The 16,131-nt window shown below is 70.3% G+C and carries 10 protein-coding genes; 8 read left to right on the top strand and 2 right to left on the bottom strand.

The window, feature by feature from the left end:
- Nucleotides 1-125: 125 nt before the first annotated feature.
- The 5 genes from smc to A5695_RS07195 all read left to right on the top strand — a co-directional run bounded on the left by smc (nt 126) and on the right by A5695_RS07195 (nt 9,649).
- Nucleotides 126-3,734, top strand: coding sequence for a chromosome segregation protein SMC (gene smc, locus A5695_RS07175; protein WP_068079477.1), 3,609 nt, complete (start codon nt 126-128; stop codon nt 3,732-3,734).
- A gap of 171 nt (nt 3,735-3,905) precedes the next feature.
- Nucleotides 3,906-5,231 (top strand): signal recognition particle-docking protein FtsY, encoded by a 1,326-nt coding sequence (ftsY, locus tag A5695_RS07180; protein ID WP_068079479.1) that lies wholly within the window; start codon nt 3,906-3,908, stop codon nt 5,229-5,231.
- Nucleotides 5,232-5,417: 186 nt separating this feature from the next.
- Nucleotides 5,418-6,809: an ammonium transporter gene (locus A5695_RS07185; protein ID WP_068079481.1), complete on the top strand. Its 1,392-nt coding sequence runs from the start codon at nt 5,418-5,420 to the stop codon at nt 6,807-6,809.
- A complete protein-coding gene (gene glnB / locus A5695_RS07190) occupies nt 6,806-7,144 on the top strand; it encodes a nitrogen regulatory protein P-II (protein ID WP_066952569.1) in 339 nt (112 codons plus the stop codon). Before A5695_RS07185 ends, glnB begins: the two co-directional genes overlap by 4 nt.
- A 45-nt stretch (nt 7,145-7,189) precedes the next feature.
- Nucleotides 7,190-9,649, top strand: coding sequence for a [protein-PII] uridylyltransferase (locus tag A5695_RS07195; protein ID WP_082945891.1), 2,460 nt, complete (start codon nt 7,190-7,192; stop codon nt 9,647-9,649).
- A 14-nt stretch (nt 9,650-9,663) separates the two neighbouring features.
- On the opposite strand, the gene A5695_RS07200 is transcribed toward A5695_RS07195, so the two are convergent.
- Nucleotides 9,664-11,397 (bottom strand): DEAD/DEAH box helicase, encoded by a 1,734-nt coding sequence (locus tag A5695_RS07200; protein ID WP_068079484.1) that lies wholly within the window; start codon nt 11,395-11,397, stop codon nt 9,664-9,666.
- A 103-nt stretch (nt 11,398-11,500) separates the two neighbouring features.
- The gene (locus A5695_RS07205) at nt 11,501-12,295 is read right to left on the bottom strand and encodes an alpha/beta hydrolase (RefSeq protein WP_068079486.1); all 795 of its coding nucleotides are present in this window, start codon (nt 12,293-12,295) and stop codon (nt 11,501-11,503) included.
- Nucleotides 12,296-12,456: 161 nt separating this feature from the next.
- Here A5695_RS07205 and ffh point away from each other — a divergent pair, with 161 nt between their 5' ends.
- The 3 genes from ffh to A5695_RS07220 form a co-directional block, all read left to right on the top strand.
- Nucleotides 12,457-14,013 (top strand): signal recognition particle protein, encoded by a 1,557-nt coding sequence (ffh, locus tag A5695_RS07210; RefSeq protein WP_068079489.1) that lies wholly within the window; start codon nt 12,457-12,459, stop codon nt 14,011-14,013.
- Nucleotides 14,014-14,019: 6 nt separating this feature from the next.
- A complete protein-coding gene (locus tag A5695_RS07215; RefSeq protein WP_068079491.1) occupies nt 14,020-15,105 on the top strand; it encodes an amidohydrolase family protein in 1,086 nt (361 codons plus the stop codon).
- A 164-nt stretch (nt 15,106-15,269) separates the two neighbouring features.
- A partial coding sequence (locus tag A5695_RS07220) for an amidohydrolase family protein (protein ID WP_156749502.1) occupies nt 15,270-16,131 on the top strand: 862 nt, incomplete at its 3' end.

Raw genomic sequence — 16,131 nt, forward strand, 5'->3', positions numbered from 1 at the left:
CCGGGCGTGACCGATGTGGCCATTGTGACCAGTGCGTCAAGGTGTGAACAACGGGCGCATTTGGCGCCGTCCGACACCCCTCGGTACGGCCGACCCGGACGATTCGAGCGGTAGTCTGGCTCGCCGTGTACCTCAAGAGTCTGACGCTGAAGGGCTTCAAGTCCTTCGCTTCGCCGACGACTCTGCGTTTCGAGCCGGGCATCACCGCGGTAGTCGGACCCAACGGTTCGGGCAAGTCCAACGTCGTCGACGCCCTGGCCTGGGTCATGGGGGAGCAGGGGGCCAAGACCCTGCGCGGCGGCAAGATGGAAGACGTCATCTTTGCCGGCACCTCGTCGCGGGCCCCGCTCGGCCGCGCGGAAGTCACCGTCACGATCGACAACTCCGATAACGCGCTGCCGATCGAATACTCCGAGGTGTCGATCACCCGGCGGATGTTCCGCGACGGCGCCAGCGAGTACGAAATCAACGGTGCCAGTTGCCGTTTGATGGACGTCCAGGAGCTGCTGAGCGACTCCGGGATCGGCCGGGAGATGCACGTCATCGTGGGGCAGGGCAAGCTCGACGAGATCCTGCAGTCGCGGCCCGAAGACCGTCGCGCCTTCATCGAAGAGGCCGCCGGGGTGCTCAAGCACCGCAAGCGCAAGGAAAAGGCGCTCCGCAAACTCGACGCGATGTCGGCGAACCTGGCCCGACTCACCGACCTCACCACCGAGCTGCGCCGCCAGCTCAAACCGCTGGGCCGCCAGGCCGAGGTGGCCCGACGCGCCCAGACCATCCAGGCCGACCTGCGCGACGCCCGGTTGCGCCTGGCCGCCGACGACCTGGTCAACCGGCAAACCGAGCGCGACGCCATCTTCGAGGCGGAGGCCGCCATCCGCCGCGAGCACGACGAGGCCGCCGCCCGCCTGACCGTGGCGTCCGAGGAGCTCACCACGCACGAGGCGGCGGTCGCCGAACTCTCGCAGCGGGCCGAATCGGTGCAGCACACCTGGTTCGGGCTGTCCGCGCTGGCCGAACGGGTGGCCGCGACGGTCCGCATCGCCAGCGAGCGCGCCCACCATCTCGATGTGGAACCGGCGCCACCCAGCGACACCGACCCCGACGCGTTGGAAGCCGAGGCCGAGCGGGTCGCCGTCGCCGAGCGGCAATTGCTGGCCGAACTCGCCGAGACGCGCACGCGGCTCGAGGCCGCCCGCGCCGAACTGGGCGAGCGTGAACGCGAGGCCGCCGAGGCCGACCGGGCCCATCTGGCGGCAGTGCGGGCCGAAGCCGACCGCCGCGAGGGCCTGGCGCGGCTGGCCGGCCAGGTCGAGACCATGCGGGCCCGCGTCGAGTCCATCGACGACAGCGTCGCGCGGCTGTCCGAACGCATCGAACAGGCCGCCGCCCGCGCGCAGCAGTCCAAGGCGGAATTCGAGACCGTGCAGGGCCGCGTCGGCGAGCTCGACCAGGGCGAGGTGGGCCTCGACGAACACCACGAGCGCACCGTGGCCGCCCTGCGGCTGGCCGACGCGCGCGTCGCCGAACTGCAGGCCGCCGAGCGCGACGCCGAACGCCGGGTGGCCTCGCTGCGGGCCCGCATCGACGCGCTGGCGGTCGGGCTGGAGCGCAAGGACGGCGCGGCCTGGCTGACCGAAAACCACGGCGGGGCAGGGCTTTTCGGGCCGATCGCCAAGCTGGTCAAGGTCCGCTCCGGCTACGAGGCAGCGCTGGCCGCCGTACTGGGATCGGCCGCCGACGCCCTGGCCGCCGAGAGCTTCGGCGCGGCCCGGTCCGCGGTCGCCGCCCTCAAGCAGGCCGACGGCGGACGAGCGGCGCTGGTGCTCGGCGATTGGCCCGCCGACGAGGCCGCGTCGCGCGACGCGCTGCCCGGCTCCGCCCGCTGGGCGCTGGACCTGATCGACGCACCCGAGCGGCTGCGCGGCGCCATCGCAGCGATGCTCTCGGGCGTCGCGGTGGTCGACGATCTGGATCGGGCGCTCGAGCTGGTGGCGGCGCGCCCGCGGTTGCGTGCGGTCACGCTCGACGGCGACCTGGTGGGTGCGGGCTGGGTGAACGGGGGCTCCGACCGCAAGCTCTCCACGCTCGAGGTGACCTCGGAAATCGACAAGGCCGGCAGCGAGCTGGCCGCCGCGGAATCGCAGGTCGCCCAGCTGACCGCGGCGCTGTCCGGCGCGCTGACCGAGCAGGCCGCCCGCCAGGACTCCGCGGAGCAGGCGTTGGCCGCGCTCAACGAATCCGACACCGCGATCTCGGCGATGTACGAGCAGCTGGGGCGGCTCGGGCAGGAAGCCCGCACCACCGAAGATGAGTGGACCCGGTTGCTGCGGCAACGCGAGGAGCTCGAGGCCGGCCGCGCGCAGACCGTCGAAGAAGTCACGCAGCTGGAAAACCGGCTGCGCAATGCGCAAGAGACGCAACACATTCAGGCCGAAGAGCCCAACCATGCCGAGGTCCGGCAGCGGATCGCCGCGGCGGCCGAGGCCGCCCGCAGCGCCGAGGTGGAGGCCCGGCTGGCGGTGCGCACCGCCGAGGAGCGGGCCAACGCGGTCCGCGGACGAGCGGATTCCCTGCGCCGTGCCGCGGCCGCGGAACGCGAGGCGCGGCTGCGGGCCCAGCAGGCGCGCGAGGCGCGGCTGCGCGCGGCCACCGTCGCCGCGGCGGTGGCCGACGCCGGACGGCTGCTGGCGCAGCGGCTGGACCGGGTGGTCGGGTCGGCGTCGAAGATCCGTGACGCCCTGGCGGCCGAACGCCAGGACCGGGCGACGGCGATGGCGGCCGTGCGCGACGAGGTGAACGCGCTCAGCGCCCGGGTCGCCACCCTCACCGACTCGCTGCACCGGGACGAGGTGGCCAACGCGCAGGCCGCGATGCGCATCGAACAGCTCGAGCAGATGGTGCTCGAGCAGTTCGGGATGGCGCCGGCCGACCTGATCGCCGAGTACGGCCCGGACGTGGCCCTGCCGCCCACCGAGCTGGAGATGGCCGAGTTCGAGCAGGCGCGGGAACGCGGCGAGCAGGTGGTCGCGCCCGCGCCGATGCCGTACGACCGGGCCACCCAGGAGCGGCGGGCCAAACGCGCCGAGCGGGAGCTCGCGGAGCTGGGCCGGGTCAACCCGCTGGCGCTCGAGGAGTTTGCCGCCCTGGAGGAACGCTACAACTTCCTGTCCACCCAGCTCGAGGACGTCAAGGCGGCCCGCAAGGACCTGTTGGATGTCGTCGCCGACGTCGACGCTCGCATCCTGCAGGTGTTCAGCGACGCGTTCGTCGACGTGGAACGCGAATTCTCCGAAGTCTTCACCGTGCTGTTCCCCGGCGGCGAGGGCCGGCTGCGGCTGACCGATCCCGACGACATGCTCACCACCGGCATCGAGGTGGAGGCGCGCCCGCCCGGCAAGAAGATCACCCGGCTCTCTTTGCTGTCCGGTGGCGAGAAAGCGCTGACCGCGGTGGCGATGCTGGTGGCCATCTTCCGCGCCCGGCCGTCGCCGTTCTACATCATGGACGAGGTGGAGGCCGCGCTCGACGACACCAACCTGCGCCGCCTGATCAGCCTGTTCGAGCTGCTCCGAGCGCGGTCGCAGCTGATCATCATCACGCACCAGAAGCCCACGATGGAGGTCGCCGACGCCCTGTACGGCGTGACCATGCAGGGCGACGGCATCACCGCGGTGATCTCCCAGCGGATGCGTGGGCAGCAGGTGGATCAGCTGGTCACCAGCTCCTCCTAGGCTCCTCTTAGGCATCCGACATCGCTCCGGAATGGTCGAGGGTGAACTGACGGCCTTGCGCGTGCACTGAAGGCGGGATTTCGGCGATTTCTCCGCCCGGGAATCACACCCGGCGCCCAGGACGCACACCCGATGCCCGCCGAGCGTCGGCCCGCTTGAAACAATGTCAGCGTGTCGCAAGGTCTTTGGATCGCCATCGCGGTCGTCGCCGTCCTGGTTGTCATCGCCGCGCTGGTCCTGGGCCTGGTGCGCTATCGCCGCCGCCGGATCAGCTTCACGGCCAAGCCGGAGCCCGGCGCGATCGACCGGTCGGGCGGTTACACCGCCTCCTCCGGGATCACCTTCAGCCAAACCACCCAGGCCGACCGGCTCGACACCACCGGCCTGCCCGCGGTGGGCGACGACGCCACCATTCCCCGCGATGCGCCGCGGCGCACGATCTCCGAGGTCGAACTCCCGGAACCGGAGGCCCCGGAAACCGTTGCCCCGCCGCCGGTAGCTCCCCAGCGGCCGTCGACCCCCGAGCCACCGCCGGCGCCCGAGGCCGCCCCCGAGGCCCCGGAGATCGAGGCCATCGCGCCGCCGGAGGGCCGGCTGGAGCGGCTGCGCGGCCGGCTGGCCCGCTCGCAGAACGCGCTGGGACGCAGCGTGCTGGGCCTGATCGGCGGCGGCGATCTCGACGAGGACGCCTGGCAGGACGTCGAGGACACCCTGTTGGTCGCCGACCTGGGCCCGGTGGTCACCGATTCGGTGATGACGCAGCTGCGCGCCCGCCTGGCCGGCAGCGACGTGCGCACCGAGGCCGACGCGAAGGCCGTCCTGCGTGACGTGCTGATCCGCGAGCTGCACCCCGAGATGGACCGCTCGATCCGCGCCCTGCCGCACGCCGACCACCCGTCGGTGCTGCTGGTCGTCGGCGTGAACGGCACCGGAAAGACCACCACCGTCGGCAAGCTCGCGCGCGTGCTGGTGGCCGACGGGCGCCGCGTCGTGCTGGGCGCCGCCGACACCTTCCGGGCCGCCGCGGCCGACCAGCTGCAGACCTGGGCGTCGCGGGTGGGCGCGGAGGTGGTGCGGGGGCCCGAAGGCGCCGACCCCGCATCGGTGGCCTTCGACGCCGTCGACAAGGGCATCGCCGCGGGCGCCGATGTGGTGCTGATCGACACCGCCGGCCGGCTGCACACCAAGGTCGGGCTGATGGACGAGCTCGACAAGGTCAAGCGCGTGGTAACCCGGCGCGCAGCTGTCGATGAGGTGCTGCTGGTGCTCGACGCCACCATCGGACAGAACGGGCTGGCCCAGGCCCGGGTGTTCGCCGACGTGGTCGAGATCACCGGCGCCGTGCTGACCAAGCTGGATGGAACGGCCAAGGGCGGCATCGTCTTTCGCGTCCAACAGGAACTCGGCGTGCCGGTGAAGCTGGTCGGGCTGGGGGAGGGGCCCGACGACCTGGCGCCGTTCGAGCCGGGCGCCTTCGTCGACGCCCTGCTCGGCTGAACCGCTTACACGGCGCGCGGGACGTTAATACCGCCGAAACACACTGGCCCCACTGCGGAAACAACCATTGCGCAAGGTTCTGGATCAGGTCACAGGCGTCGCCTGACGGCCATTCATGTCCTGACCGGAGGTGAGCGAGTGGCATTCCCGCAATTGGGCCAACCAGATACCGGCGATACCGCCTGGATGTTGGCGAGTTCCGCGCTAGTGCTGTTGATGACGCCGGGCCTTGCGTTCTTCTACGGCGGCATGGTGCGCACCAGAAGCGTGCTCAACATGCTCATGATGAGCATCAGCGCCATGGGCGTGGTGACAGTGCTCTGGGTGCTCTACGGCTACTCGATGTCGTTCGGTGACAGCAAGGGCGGTGTCGTCGGCAACCCCACCGATTACTGGGGCCTGGCGAAGCTGATCGGTGGCAATGCCGTCAAGGGCGACTCGAGCAAGGGCGTCACGCAGGTCGACATCCCGTTGGCCGGGACCATGCCCGCCACCGTGTTCGTCGCCTTCCAGCTGATGTTCGCGATCATCACCGTCGCGCTGATCTCGGGCGCGGTCGCCGACCGGCTCAAATTCACCGCGTGGCTGGTCTTCTCCGGACTGTGGGCAACCCTGGTCTACTTCCCGGTCGCGCACTGGGTGTTCGCGGCGGACGGCTTCGCGTCCGAGCACGGCGGCTGGATCAACAACAAGCTGCACGCCATCGACTTCGCCGGAGGGACCGCGGTCCATATCAACTCCGGTGTGGCGGGCCTGGCCCTGGCGATCGTGCTGGGCAAGCGCAAGGGTTGGCCCACAACGCTGTTCCGACCGCACAACCTGCCGTTCGTGATGCTCGGCGCCGGCTTGCTGTGGTTCGGCTGGTTCGGGTTCAACGCCGGTTCGGCGACCAGCTCGAACGGTTCGGCCGGTACCACCTTCATGACCACCACGATCGCGACGGCCACGGCCATGCTGGCCTGGCTGCTCACCGAGCGCATCCGCGACGGCAAGCCCACGACGCTGGGCGCGGCGTCGGGCATCGTCGCCGGACTGGTCGCGATCACCCCGTCCTGCTCGTCGGTCAACGTGCTCGGCGCGCTGGTGATCGGCGCGGTGGCCGGAGTCGTCTGCGCGCTGGCCGTTGGGCTGAAATTCAAGCTCGGCTACGACGACTCGCTCGACGTCGTCGGTGTGCACATGATCGGTGGTTTGACGGGCACCCTGCTGGTGGGTCTGCTCGCCGCACCCGAATCCCCGGCGATCAACGGCGTGACCGGGGTGTCGAAGGGGTTGTTCTACGGCGGCGGCTGGTCCCAGCTGGAGCGGCAGGCGGTCGGCGCGTTCTCCGTCCTCTTCTACTCGGGCATCGTCACGCTGATCTTGGCCTTGATCCTCAAGTACACGATCGGGCTGCGGGTCGCGGCCGAAGACGAATCAACCGGCATCGACGAGGCTGAGCACGCGGAAAGCGCGTACGATTTCGGAACGATCGGTGGGCAAGGATCCGTCCTTCCGACGGCGCGGACTCCCGTGGATGACCGCAACGGCCTGGAGGGCGATCGAGTGGGCGACAAAGTGGAGGCAGAGCAGGCATGAAGCTAGTCACCGCAATCGTGAAGCCGTTCACCCTCGATGACGTGAAGACCAGCCTCGAGGACGCGGGCGTCCTGGGGATGACGGTCAGCGAAATCCAAGGGTACGGGCGGCAGAAGGGCCACACCGAGGTGTACCGGGGTGCTGAGTACTCGGTGGATTTCGTGCCGAAGGTGCGAATCGAGGTCGTGGTCGACGATTCCATCGTGGACAAGGTCGTGGACAGCATCGTCCGGGCGGCGCGCACCGGCAAGATCGGTGACGGCAAGGTCTGGGTCACGCCCGTGGAAACCATTGTGCGAGTGCGCACGGGTGAACGCGGAACCGATGCCCTCTGACCGTGGCCGCGTATCGCTGAACCAGGCCGGACGGGCCGGGAGGGCATGACAAGCCCCCCCGACCGGTCATCTGAAGCGGGGACAGGAAGCGCCAGCGGGGCAGTCGATTTGGCTGCCTCGCGGCGCCGACTGCTGTCGGAGGGCCGCGAGCTGGCTCCGGCGGAGCTGCGCAAGGCCTGGCTCGAACTACACGAATCGTGGCTGGCGGCCAAGGCCGACGAGATCTGCATCACCGACGACAGCGGTTTCGCCATCGTCGGGGTCGGCGGGTTGGGGCGCCGCGAACTGCTGCCGTATTCCGATCTCGATTTGATGTTGTTGCACGACAACAAGTCTGACGAGGTGTTGCAGCGGGTCGCCGACGGGTTGTGGTACCCGTTGTGGGACGCCAACGTTCGGCTCGACCACAGCGTGCGGACGGTGTCGGGGGCCCTGGGCGTCGCCAACAGCGACCTGGTCGCGGCGTTGGGCATGCTGGACGCGCGCCACATCGCCGGCGACGAGCGATTGTCGGCGGAACTGATCGACGGGGCGCGACGCCAGTGGCGCAGCGCCATTCGATCCCGCATGGACGAGCTCGTCGCCATGACATACCAACGCTGGCAACGGTGTTGGCGGATCGCACAGCGGGCCGAGCCCGACCTCAAATCGGGTCGCGGCGGCCTGCGCGACGTCCAGCTGCTTGACGCGCTCGGCGTCGCGCAGCTCATCGACCGCCACGGTATGGGCCATCCGGACGCGCCGGGCGGATCGCTGGACGCCGCGTATCTGACGATGCTCGACGTGCGCACCGAACTGCATCTGGTATCCGGGCGCGGACGCGACCAACTACTGGCGCAGTTCGCCGACGAGGTGAGCGCCGCGTTGGGCGTCGGCGATCGATTTGCGTTGTCGCGCTTGCTGTCCAGCGCCAGTCGTACCATCGCCTACCACGCCGAGACCGGGTTGCGAACCGCGCAGAACGCGCTGCCCCGGCGCGGGCTGACGGCTTTGGTGCGGCGCCCCAGGCGGCGACCGCTGGACGAGGGCGTGGTCGAATACGACGGCGAGGTGGTGCTCGCCCGCGACGCCCAACCCCAGACCGACCCCGGGTTGGTGCTGCGGGTGGCGGCCGCGTCGGCGGGCACCGGCCTGCCCATCGCCGCAGGCACCCTCAAACGGCTGGCCGACAGCGCTCCGGACCTGCCGTCGCCATGGCCGCGGGAGGCGCTGGATGACCTGCTGGTGGTGCTCTTGGCCGGGCCCACGGCGATCGACACGATCGAGTCGCTGGACCGCACCGGGTTGTGGGGACGCCTCTTTCCGGAATGGGATGCGGTGCGCGACCTGCCGCCGCGCGACGTCTCGCACAAGTGGACCGTCGACCGGCACATCGTCGAAACCGCGGTCAACGCCGCGCCGCTCACCACGCGGGTGGCGCGCTCGGACCTGCTCGCGCTCGGCGCGCTGCTGCATGACATCGGCAAGGGGCGCGGTACCGACCACTGCGTGCTCGGCGCCGAACTGGCCATCCCCATCGCCAACAGGCTGGGCCTCTCCGACGAGGACACCGCCACGCTCGCGGGCATGGTCCGCCATCATCTGCTGCTGCCCGTGACGGCCACCCGAAGTGACCTCAACGACCCCGAGATCATCCAGGCGGTGGCCGCCGCCCTAGAGGGCGACCCGCACCTGCTCGAGCTCCTGCACGCGCTGGCGGAGGCCGACTCCAAGGCCACCGGGCCAGGGGTATGGAGCGACTGGAAGGCGTCTCTGATCGAAGACTTGGTCCGCCGCTGCCGGTTGGTGATGGCGGGAGAGCGGCTTCCCGAGGCGGAACCGGTTGCACCGCACTATCTTTCGCTGGCGGCCGACCGGGGTGTGCACGTGGAGATCAAGCCCAATGAGCGCGAGCGCCTGACCGCGGTGATGATCGCGCCCAACCAGCGGGGGCTCGTCTCGAAAGCCGCTGCGGTGCTGGCCCTGAACTCGCTGCGAATCCATTCGGCGTTGGCCAACATTGACGAGGGCGTCGCGATCGTCGAGTTCGTCGTGTCGCCGGTGTTCGGCTCGCCGCCCGAATCGGGTTTGCTGCGACAACAATTCAACGGAGCCCTGGCCGGTGACCTCGACATCCTCGGTACGCTGGAAAAGCGGGACAGCGACGCGATCAGCGCAGCGACCGCGCGGGCCGGGGAGATTCAGGCCGGGGTGCCCGTCACCCGATCGACCGCACCGCCGCGCATCCTGTGGCTCGACGCGGCGACCGCCGGCCAGTTGGTCTTCGAAGTCCGCGCCATGGATCGGCTGGGGCTGCTGGCGCTGCTGACCCGCGCACTGGAACAGGCCGGGGCGGACATCGTCTGGGCCAAGGTCAACACGTTCGGCTCGACGGCGGCGGACGTCTTCTGCGTGTCGGTGCCGGCGGACGCCGAGCACGACGCGCGAGCCGTGATCGAGGAACATCTGCTCGCCGTGTTGGGTGGCCCCGCGGTCGAAGTGCTTCAAGAGCCGGTCGGGGACTAGAGGCGTCCAGCGCCTCAGGAGTGCTCGGCGTTGAGGCGCCGCAAGGCCTCGATCCGGGCCTGGATCTGTTCGCGGGTCGCCGCGGCGATCGGCGGCCCCCCGCAACGACGGCGAAGTTCGCTGTGAATCCAGCCGTGCGGCTTGCCGGTGCGGTGGTGGGTGGCCGACACGAGGGAGTTCAGCTCGCGGCGCAGGTCACGTAGCTGGCCGTGCAACGTGGGGGCCGCGGATACCGCGGCCGGCGCGCCCTGCGCCGCCCGTCGCTGCAGCTGCTCGTCCTGGCGGCGGTGCAGCAGTGCGCGCATCTGCTCGGCGTCGAGGAGGCCCGGGATGCCCAGGTAGTCGGCCTCCTCATCGCTGCCGGCCGGGGCGGCGGTGCCGAACGACGACCCGTCGAAGATGACCTGGTCCAGCTCCGCGTCGGCGCCCAACGAGGTGAAGCCGTTGTCGGTTTCGGTTTTCTCGGTCTGCGTCCTGGTGGCCGGGTCACCGTCGAGGGGGTCCTCGGCCGGGCGATGCGGCTCGCCGAGCACGTGGTTGCGTTGGGCCTCCAGCTCGCTGGCGAGCTGCAGCAGGTTGGGCACCGAGGGCAGAAAGATGCTCGCCGTCTCCCCGGCGCGGCGCGACCGCACGAACCGGCCGATGGCCTGCGCGAAGAACAGCGGCGTAGACGCGCTGGTGGCGTAGATGCCGACCGAGAGCCGCGGGACGTCGACGCCCTCGGAAACCATTCGCACCGCGACCAGCCACCGGCTGGTGCCGGCGGCGAATTCGCTGATGCGGGCGGACGACCCGGGGTCGTCGGACAGCACCACCGTCGGCGCCTCCGCGGTCAGCCTCGTCAGCAGGGCGGCGTACGCGCGGGCCGCCGTGCGGTCGGAGGCGATGATCATGCCGCCGGCGTCGGGCACATGCTCGCGTTTCTGGCGCAGCCTTTGGTCGGCGGCCGCGATCACCGCGGGCATCCATTCGCCGGCCGGGTCGAGCGCCGTGCGCCAGGCCCGCGCCGTGTGCTCGGCGGTCAGTGGCTCGCCCAGCCGCGCGGCGTGCTCCTCGCCGGCGCTGTCCCGCCAGCGCGCCTCCCCGGAGTAGGCCAAGAACACCACCGGCCGGACCACCCCGTCGGCGAGGGCCTCCGCATAGCCGTAGGTGTGGTCGGCCCGCGAACGCCGCACCCCGTCGGCTCCGGATTCGTAGTCCACGAACGGGATGGGGCTGTCGTCGCTGCGAAATGGCGTGCCCGTCAGGGCGAGCCGGCGGGTGGCATCGCCGAAGGCCTCGCGGATGGCGTCACCCCACGTCTTGGCATCGCCGCCGTGGTGGATCTCGTCGAAGACGACCAGCGTCTTGCGCTGCTCGGTGCGCACCCGGTGCAGCGTCGGGTGCGCGGCGACCTGTGCGTAGGTGACCATCACGCCGTGGTATTCGCCCGACATCTGGGCGTTGGAGTTGGAGAACCTGGGATCCAGCGCGATGCCGTGCCGCGCCGCGGCCTGCGCCCACTGCACCTTGAGGTGCTCGGTGGGCACCACGACGGTGATCTGCTCGACGGCGCGCTGGCCCAGCAGTTCGGCCGCCACCCGCAACGCGAACGTCGTCTTCCCGGATCCGGGGGTCGCCACGGCCAGGAAATCCCGCGGTTGGCCGGCCAGGTATTTGACCAGCGCCCTGCGCTGCCATCCGCGCAGCGCCCGGCCGCCGCTGTCGTCGACGGAGGTCTCCGTGCGAGCGACCGGTTGCACGGACATTTCCCCCCGGAGGTCGTAGTTTCGGTGTGGTCAGCCTGATTAGGTGATGGCTGTGAAATCTAGCACGCCAACGCTTTTCGGCGCGGTAACGACTCGTGCGGGGTTAGGGCGCCCGGCCCGCCAGGTCGCGCGCCGCCAGCCACCCGCGGATGCGTTCGGCGACGTCAGGCCAGCCGGGCTCGAGCATCATGTTGTGTCCCATCGGGAAGAAATGCGGCTCGGTCCGGTATGCGCGCGCCGTCGCGCGCACCTCGCCGATGCTGACGAACCCGTCGTATTCGGCGCCCAGGACCAGGATGGGGGTTCTCACCCGCCGGGTTCGGACGCGGCGGAGCACCGGATCGGTCATGGCGGCCCGGACGCTCTCGGCTCCGGCGCGTTGCCTGCAGGATTCGACGATGGCCTCCGGCGTGTCGGCGCAGAACAGGTACTCGCGGGCCAGCGCCGGGGTGGCGAGGAATTTCAGCAGCGTGCGATCGCTCCAGGCTTCCATGGTCATCGACGGCCGGCGGCGCCAGACCCGCAACGCCAAGGTGAGCACGCCCTGCGGCGGCACGGAGCCCACCAGCACGGCCGCCGGCGCGCTGCGCTCTTCGAGGTAGCGCTGGATGACGAAGCCGCCCAGCGAATGGCCGATCAGCACCGGCCCGCCGCCGAGTTCGTCGGCCACCGAACCGACGTCCTCGATGTAGTCGACGATGGAAACCTTGTGCAGTGGCTTCGCCGTCGGACTGCCGCCGTGCCCGCGCAGGCTCACCGCCACCGCGCGGTAGCCCGCCTCGGCGAAAAAGTCCAGGAAGTGCTCCCAGCACCACGCGCCGTGCCAGCCGCCGTGCACGAAGAGCAGCGGCACCGGATGGTCGCGCGTGCAAGATCCTTTGTCGATCACCTCGAGCATGAGCTGACTTTTCTTCGCTGCCGGCGAGCCGTCAAGCCCTTCCAAAGCGCCGAGCGCCCGGCTAGCCGCACATTCGAACGCCGAGTGTGCGCCCAGCCGCACACTCGCGCTACGAAAGCGCCCGCAGCGTGGTGGACTCGCGCAACCACTAGGCTGGCGGGGTGTTTGAATCGCTCTCCGACCGGTTGACCGGTGCCCTGGCAGGGCTGCGCGGAAAGGGTCGCCTGACCGACGCCGACATCGAGGCCACCACCCGCGAGATCCGGCTGGCGCTGCTGGAAGCCGACGTGTCGTTGCCGGTGGTGCGGGCGTTCGTCACCCGGATCAAGGACCGCGCCAGGGGCGCCGAGGTTTCCGGTGCGCTCAACCCGGCGCAGCAGGTCGTCAAGATCGTCAACGAAGAGCTCATCGGCATCCTGGGGGGCGAGACCCGCCAACTGGCCTTCGCCAAGACGCCGCCGACGGTGGTGATGCTCGCCGGTCTGCAGGGTTCGGGTAAGACCTCGCTGGCCGGCAAGCTGGCCGCCTGGCTGCGCGGTCAGGGGCATACCCCGCTGCTGGTGGCCTGCGACCTGCAGCGGCCGGCCGCGGTGAACCAGCTGCAAGTCGTCGGCCAGCGCGCCGGCGTCCCGGTGTTCGCTCCCCATCCCGGCGAGTCCCCCGAATCGGGGCCCGGCGACCCGGTCGCGGTGGCCGCTGCCGGTCTCGCCGAAGCCCGGGCCAAGCACCACGACGTCGTGATCGTCGACACCGCGGGGCGCCTGGGCATCGACGAGGAGCTGATGGCCCAGGCCGCGGCCATCCGCGACGCCGTCAACCCCGACGAGGTCCTGTTCGTGCTCGACGCGATGATCGGGCAGGACGCCGTCACCACCGCGGAGGCCTTCCGCGAGGGCGTCGGCTTCACCGGCGTCGTGCTGACCAAGCTCGACGGCGACGCCCGCGGTGGCGCGGCGTTGTCGGTCCGCGAGGTGACCGGCGTCCCAATCCTTTTCGCCTCCACCGGCGAGAAGCTGGAGGACTTCGACGTCTTCCACCCGGACCGGATGGCCAGCCGCATCTTGGGCATGGGCGACGTGCTGAGCCTGATCGAACAGGCCGAGCAGGTCTTCGACGCCGAGCAGGCCGAAGCCGCCGCCGCCAAGATCGGCACCGGCGAGCTGACGCTCGAGGACTTCCTGGAGCAGATGCTCGCCATCCGCAAGATGGGTCCGATCGGCAACCTGCTGGGCATGTTGCCCGGGGCCGGGCAGATGAAAGAAGCGCTGGCCCAGGTCGACGACAAGCAACTCGACCGCCTGCAGGCCATCATCCGCGGCATGACGCCCGCTGAACGGGCCGACCCGAAGATCATCAACGCCTCTCGGCGGCTGCGCATCGCCAACGGGTCCGGCGTCTCGGTCTCCGACGTCAACCAGCTGGTCGACCGTTTCTTCGAGGCCCGCAAGATGATGTCGTCGATGCTCGGCGGCATGGGCATCCCCGGCATGGGCCGCAAATCGGCGACGCGAAAGGCCAAGGGCGGCAAAGGCAAGAAGGGCAAGAAGGGCGGACGCGGCCCCACTCCGCCCAAGGTGCGCAACCCACTCGGCGCCGGGATGCCGGGCATGCCGGCCGGGTTCCCCGACCTGTCGCAGATGCCCGAGGGCCTCAACGAGCTGCCGCCCGGGCTGGCGGACTTCGACCTGTCCAAGCTCAAGTTCCCGGGCAAGAACTAGCCCGCCGTGCGCCTGCACGTGCGTGGTGTCGGGCTCCCGGAGGAAGCCCCGACCGAGCTGTGGATCGTCGACGGCCGCATCAGCACCGAACCGGTCGCCGGCGCCGACACCGTCTTCGACGGCGGCTGGATTCTGCCCGGCCTGGTCGACGCCCACTGTCATGTCGGCCTCGGTGAGCGCGGGGAGATCCCGCTCGACGACGCGATTGCCCAAGCCGAGATCGAACGTGACGTCGGTGCGCTGCTGTTGCGAGACTGCGGCTCACCCACGGACACCCGTACCCTCGACGACCACGACGACCTGCCCCGCATCATCCGGGCCGGGAAACATTTGGCCAGGCCCAAGCGCTACGCGGCGGGCTTCTCCCGCGAGTTGGAAGACGAGTCGCAGCTGCCCGCGGCGGTCGCCGAGGAGGCGCGCCGCGGGGACGGGTGGATCAAGCTGGTCGGCGACTGGATCGATCGCCGCGTCGGCGACCTCGCCCCGTTGTGGTCTGACGACGTGCTCAAGGCCGCCATCGAGACCGCGCACGCGCACGGCGCCCGCGTCACCGCGCACGTCTTCAGCGAGGACGCGCTGCCCGGCCTGATCAACGCCGGCATCGACTGCATCGAGCACGGCACCGGCCTCACCGACGACACCATCGAGCTGATGGTGGAGCGCGGCACCGTCCTGGTTCCCACGCTGGTCAACATCGTCGAGAACTTTCCCGGCATCGCCGACGCCGCCGCCGCGAAGTACCCGGCCTACGCCGCCCACATGCGTGACCTGCATGCCCGCGGCCCAGGCCGGCTCGCCGCGGCCCGCGACGCCGGCGTGCCGATCTACGCCGGCAGTGACGCGGGCACCATGGTCGCTCCCGGGCGCATTGCCGACGAGGTCGAGGCGCTCAAGGGCATCGGGATGACCGGAGGTGAGGCGTTGGGCGCGGCATGCTGGGACGCCCGCCGCTGGTTGGGCCGCCCCGGCCTCGAGCACGGCGCGTCCGCGGACCTGGTGTGCTTTTCGGACGACCCGCGCTCGGGCCCGGCCGTCCTGCGCCGCCCGGACCTGGTGATATTGCGCGGCAGGGTGTTTCGCCCCTCGGCGTAGCCCGCGCCTTCCCCGCCCCGGTGGCGAATTCCGGTGGCCGACGCGCCGCCGGCTGTGCCGGTTCCCGATCCATTGGCCCTGCCCGCCGACAAGCTGAGCCGCTTCGACCCTGGTCAGGGGAGCGCGCACCGATCTCCAAAAAAGATTGCGAGCGCTTGCTATCTATGTTACGGTCTGTTTCACCACGACGACTGGAGGCAAAAGTGGCGTACGACGTGATCATTCGCGACGGGCTGTGGTTCGACGGCACCGGCCGTGCACCGCAGGCCCGCACGCTGGGCATCCGCGACGGCGTGGTGGCCACGGTGTCCGACGGCCCACTGGACGAAACGGGTTGCCCCGACGTGATCGACGCGGCGGGCAAGTGGGTCGTGCCCGGCTTCATCGACGTGCACACGCACTATGACGCCGAGGTGTTGCTGGACCCGGGCCTGCGGGAGTCCGTGCGCCACGGTGTCACCACCGTGTTGCTGGGGAACTGCTCGCTGTCCACCGTCTACGCCAACTCCGAGGACGCCGCCGACCTGTTCAGCCGCGTGGAGGCCGTGCCCCGCGAATACGTCTACGGCGCTTTGCAGAACAAGAGCTGGTCCTGCGCGGCGGAATACATCAAGGCGATCGACGCCCTGCCACTCGGGCCGAATATCGGCTCACTGCTTGGCCATTCGGACCTGCGGGCCGCGGTGATGGGTCTCGACCGGGCCACCGACGCCGCCGTCCGGCCCACCGACGCCGAAGTGGAGCGGATGGCGAGCCTGCTCGACGAAGCGCTCGACGCCGGGGTGCTCGGCATGTCGGGGATGGATGCGGCCATCGACAAACTCGACGGTGAACGCTTCCGGTCGCGGGCGCTGCCGTCCACCTTCGCGACGTGGCGCGAGCGGCGCCGGCTGATCAAGGTGCTGCGCAAGCGCGGCCGCATCCTGCAGAGCGCCCCCAACGTGGCCAAGCCCGCGACCGGGATGCTCTTCTTCCTGGCCAGCAGCCGAATATTGAACCGGGGCAAGGGCGTTCGCATGAGCATGC

Origin of the sequence: Mycobacterium sp. E1747, assembly GCF_001667775.1 — a bacterium.
Classification (GTDB): Bacteria; Actinomycetota; Actinomycetes; order Mycobacteriales; family Mycobacteriaceae; genus Mycobacterium.

Excerpts from the sequence above, each read along its gene's own strand:
- A5695_RS07185 (WP_068079481.1), top strand. The coding sequence starts at position 5,418 with ATGTTGGCGAGTTCCGCGCTAGTGCTGTTGATGACGCCGGGCCTTGCG.
- A5695_RS07200 (WP_068079484.1), bottom strand. The coding sequence starts at position 11,397 with ATGTCCGTGCAACCGGTCGCTCGCACGGAGACCTCCGTCGACGACAGC.
- glnB (WP_066952569.1), top strand. The coding sequence starts at position 6,806 with ATGAAGCTAGTCACCGCAATCGTGAAGCCGTTCACCCTCGATGACGTG.
- A5695_RS07195 (WP_082945891.1), top strand. The coding sequence starts at position 7,190 with ATGACAAGCCCCCCCGACCGGTCATCTGAAGCGGGGACAGGAAGCGCC.
- A5695_RS07205 (WP_068079486.1), bottom strand. The coding sequence starts at position 12,295 with ATGCTCGAGGTGATCGACAAAGGATCTTGCACGCGCGACCATCCGGTG.